We start from the raw sequence: 2,517 nt of genomic DNA on the forward strand, positions 1-2,517 counted from the left end.
GGCTGTGGATCTACATCCTCGACCGCGTGCCGGCCTGGGAGGCCAGCCTGTCGGTACTCGGCACGCCGGTGGTGGCCATGCTGTCGTCGCGCCTGATCTTCGGCGAGGCCTTCAAGACCAGTGAAATCGCCGGCATCGTGCTGATCGGCAGCGGCCTCGCCCTGCTTTCGCTGCTCGGCTGGGCCGCGAGCCGACGCGATCCGGCAAAACAGATTCAGGAGGCAGCATGAACACCCTGCACGACACCCAACTTTCGATGCTCGACCTTGTGGCCATCCGCGAGGGCGGCACGACGGCCGAGGCGCTGGCCATCGCCCGCGATACGGCGCGCCATGTCGAGCAGCTCGGCTTCACCCGCTACTGGCTGGCCGAACACCACAACATGCCGGGCATCGCCAGTTCGGCCACGGCCGTGCTGGTCGGCTACATCGCCGGGGCGACCAGCCGCATCCGCGTCGGTTCAGGCGGCATCATGCTGCCCAACCACGCGCCGCTGGTCGTTGCCGAAGCCTTCGGCACGCTGGCCGAGCTCTATCCCGGGCGCATCGATCTCGGCCTTGGTCGCGCCCCGGGAACCGACCAGATGACGATGCGCGCGCTGCGCCGCGACCGGATCGAAACGGAAGCCGATTTCCCGCGGGCGGTCAGCGAACTGCAGCAACTGCTCGGCCCCCGCTTGCCGGACCAGAAGGTCGTCGCCGTGCCCGGCAACGGCACCGAGGTGCCGATCTGGCTGCTCGGCTCAAGCCTGTTCTCGGCCCGCCTGGCGGCCGAGCGCGGCCTGCCCTATTCCTTCGCCTCGCATTTCGCGCCGGCCATGCTGTTGCCAGCCATCGAGATCTACCGGCGCAATTTCCGCCCCTCGGCCAAACTCGACAAACCCTACGTGATGATCGGCGTGCCGGTCATTGCCGCGCCAACTGACGACGAGGCGGAGTTCCTGGCCAGCAGCACCTACCAGCGCGTCCTCGGCATCCTGCGCGGCGACCGTCGCTGCCTGCCGCCGCCAATCGCCGACTACCTGAGCGGCCTGCGCCCGCAGGAACGTTCTGGCATCGCCGATTTTCTCGGTGCCGCCGTCGTCGGCGGGCCGGATACCGTGCGCGCTGGCCTGAACGCGTTGAAGCAGGCGACCAGCGCCGATGAAATGATCCTGGTCAGCGACATCTTCGATCCAGCGCTACGCCTGCGCTCGCTCGATATTACGGCCGCTGTCTTCGCCCAGGAATAAACGCTCGGGCCGTGCCCCCGGGCGTTTATTGGGTCAGCGCAGGCCATTTTAATTTTGGCCATTTTTTCCGGTTGACCGTAGCAACCCTCTCCTTGAAGACGAATGCCAGCGTGCTATTGTGGATTCCATTCCAAGCGCGAGGAGCTCACCATGCTGACCCCGACCCAGAAGCAGACGGCCCAATCGATCGTCAACCTGTTTGAAACCGGCACCGTACTCGGCGATTACGGCAGCGTCACCGTCATTCCCGGCGATACCGGCCACCTCACTTTCGGCCGGTCGCAAACGACGCTGTCCTCGGGCAATCTGCTCGACCTGCTGCAGCGCTACTGCACCAATGACGGCGCCCGTTTCGGGCCACAACTATCGCTCTGGCTGCCGCGTTTCGAAGCCATCGACCTGGGCCTGGACAACGAGCTGCGCCTGCACAACCTGCTCCGCGCCACGGCTGACGATCCGGTCATGCGCGAAACCCAGGATCAGTTTTTCGACGAGGTTTACTGGCAGACCGCTGCCCGCATCGCCGCCAACCTCGGCATCACCTCGGCCCTCGGCACGGCGGTGGTTTACGACAGCACCGTGCATGGCTCGTGGAAAACCATGCGCGACCGCACCATGGCGCAATCCGGCAGCCTCGCGGCGCTTGGCGAAAAGAAGTGGATCGCAGCCTACGTGGCGACCCGACGCGCCTGGCTAAGCAACCATCCGCGCAGCGATTTGCGTAAGACGGCTTACCGGATGGAGGCCTTTCAGCGCCTGATCGAACAGGGTTACTGGGGACTGGAATTGCCGCTCGTCATCCGCGGCGCCGAGATTTCGTTGAGTACCTTGCGCGCCACGCCACCCGGCTGTTACGACGGCCCGCCGCCCGGCACGCGGGCTATCGCGTTGCAAAGTCCGCTGGCCCGCGGCCTCGATGTCCGGCTCGTGCAACTGGGATTATCCGAGCAAGGCGTCCCGATCAAGGCCGACGGCATTTTCGGCCAGACCAGCGCCAACCTGCTCAAGCAGTATCAGACAAAGACAGGCTTACCGGCCACCGGCGTCGCCGACAGCACTTTGATTGCTCGCCTGATTGCCTGAAAAGACCAACCGCCCGACTCAGCCTTCGGCCTGGGCATCGTCGGCCGGCAGCGGCGGGTGCGGCCGACTGGTGACGTAGAGCACGACCGCACAGGCGCCGAGAAAAGCGACCGTGGCCAGGGCGCTTGGCACCCAGCTATCGGACAGCCCGCGCTCCTTCCACAGCCAGATGAACAGGCCAAAGGCCGGCAAGGCCAGCAGGG

General features: G+C 65.6%; 4 protein-coding genes. 3 read left to right on the top strand and 1 reads right to left on the bottom strand.

The window, feature by feature from the left end:
- The 3 genes from ADADOO_RS11855 to ADADOO_RS11865 all read left to right on the top strand — a co-directional run.
- On the top strand, nucleotides 1-230 hold a 230-nt coding region (locus tag ADADOO_RS11855; RefSeq protein WP_511277710.1), incomplete at its 5' end, for an EamA family transporter.
- The gene (locus ADADOO_RS11860; RefSeq protein ID WP_511277711.1) at nucleotides 227-1,231 is read left to right on the top strand and encodes an LLM class flavin-dependent oxidoreductase; all 1,005 of its coding nucleotides are present in this window, start codon (nucleotides 227-229) and stop codon (nucleotides 1,229-1,231) included. The genes ADADOO_RS11855 and ADADOO_RS11860, both read left to right, overlap by 4 nt.
- Before the next feature lie 150 nt (nucleotides 1,232-1,381).
- Entirely contained in the window at nucleotides 1,382-2,314 is a 933-nt protein-coding gene (locus ADADOO_RS11865; RefSeq protein WP_511277712.1) for a peptidoglycan-binding protein, read from the top strand.
- Nucleotides 2,315-2,332: 18 nt separating this feature from the next.
- Here the strand turns inward: ADADOO_RS11865 and ADADOO_RS11870 are convergent.
- Nucleotides 2,333-2,517 (bottom strand): hypothetical protein (locus ADADOO_RS11870; RefSeq protein WP_511277713.1); only part of this gene is annotated, 185 nt, incomplete at its 5' end.

Source organism: Azonexus sp. (assembly GCF_036170495.1).
Lineage (GTDB): Bacteria > Pseudomonadota > Gammaproteobacteria > Burkholderiales > Rhodocyclaceae > Azonexus.

Coding starts and splice junctions, on each gene's coding strand:
- ADADOO_RS11860 (WP_511277711.1), top strand. CDS start 227: ATGAACACCCTGCACGACACCCAACTTTCGATGCTCGACCTTGTGGCC.
- ADADOO_RS11865 (WP_511277712.1), top strand. CDS start 1,382: ATGCTGACCCCGACCCAGAAGCAGACGGCCCAATCGATCGTCAACCTG.